We start from the raw sequence: 1,067 nt of genomic DNA on the forward strand, positions 1-1,067 counted from the left end.
CTTATCACCACTTTAGCTACTTTAGCGGCTCGGCCAGTTACTCGGGAGTCCCGATTATTCCATTTTCTGCTGTTAGCAATGTATAGTGGTAAAATAGGATTATTTTCTTCGCTTTCTTATCTCGCCCTTCGGACTCTCCCCCTATCGGTCGACCACTCTACGGTTGCCTTAGTCAAAATTCAATTCGTTCACTTCCTCTCTCTATCGATCGAGTGAGTCCTCCCCCTGGTAGCCCTCGGTAGCCTCTCCTTCGTGAGGAGCGTTAGCGATGGTGAACTCAGTCGTAAATAAAGGTACCCAGGATCTGCTAAGATGCGTTTCTTTCTAGTGAGTTATGAGCTCTTCAATCAGGGTGTGTTAAGCATCTAATAAGCCCTTTCTTTGTCGCTCCGTAGCTCTTTGCCGCTCGATTTCCTTGTTTTGTTTGTTTGTCTTGCCTAGACCGCTTCCTGAACACTTTCTCATAGCCTTTTTACACTTTTCATCTCACATTGGCAGTTTACTCAACTAAAGACAAATAAAGGTATGTCACCCAGTATGGAGCCACCTTCTTCGCCTTGCGCGCCCACTGACTGTCTTTCTTTATCAATTTGAAGAAGGGAACCAACAATTTCTCTCGCTCTTTGCTTGTTCGCAGCAGTCATAGCAGCGCTTTCAGGTTCAGTTATCACAAGGGAGTTCGACTGGAGAAGAGAAAAAAAAGAGAGATTCGTCTTGCTGGTGAAGACGATTCGTTCACATCGGATGCTTAGCGGGATAAATTAAGGAAGAATGCGTTCTTAGTATTCTTTTTCCAGCTGACTTTGTGATTTTGGATAAGGATAGGAGTGAATTACGGCCACTCCTCTCTTTCATATGATGGCCACCAGGAAAGGCAATTGTGGAAAAGGGGTGCTTTGGATCGAGCCCGAGGGAATGGAACAAGGAGGTGAGTGCCCATGGTCTGAAGTCTCAATCTGATGGAATAAGCCGTAAGGGGTTTCGAGAGCGTTAGAATGCGTCTTCAGGCTGTCTCTTATAAATATATGATGGGGGGGGGGGGGGGGGTGGGGGGGGGGGGGGGGGGG

Annotated in this window: 1 protein-coding gene; it reads left to right on the forward strand. The window is 47.0% G+C overall.

The window, feature by feature from the left end:
- Positions 1-216, forward strand: a 216-nt coding sequence (locus BVER_RS34995; RefSeq protein ID WP_232316957.1) for a hypothetical protein, incomplete at its 5' end; no start/stop codon positions are given.
- Between the last annotated feature and the right edge of the window lie 851 nt (positions 217-1,067).

It is taken from the genome of Candidatus Burkholderia verschuerenii, from assembly GCF_001189365.1.
Classification (GTDB): domain Bacteria; phylum Pseudomonadota; class Gammaproteobacteria; order Burkholderiales; family Burkholderiaceae; genus Caballeronia; species Caballeronia verschuerenii.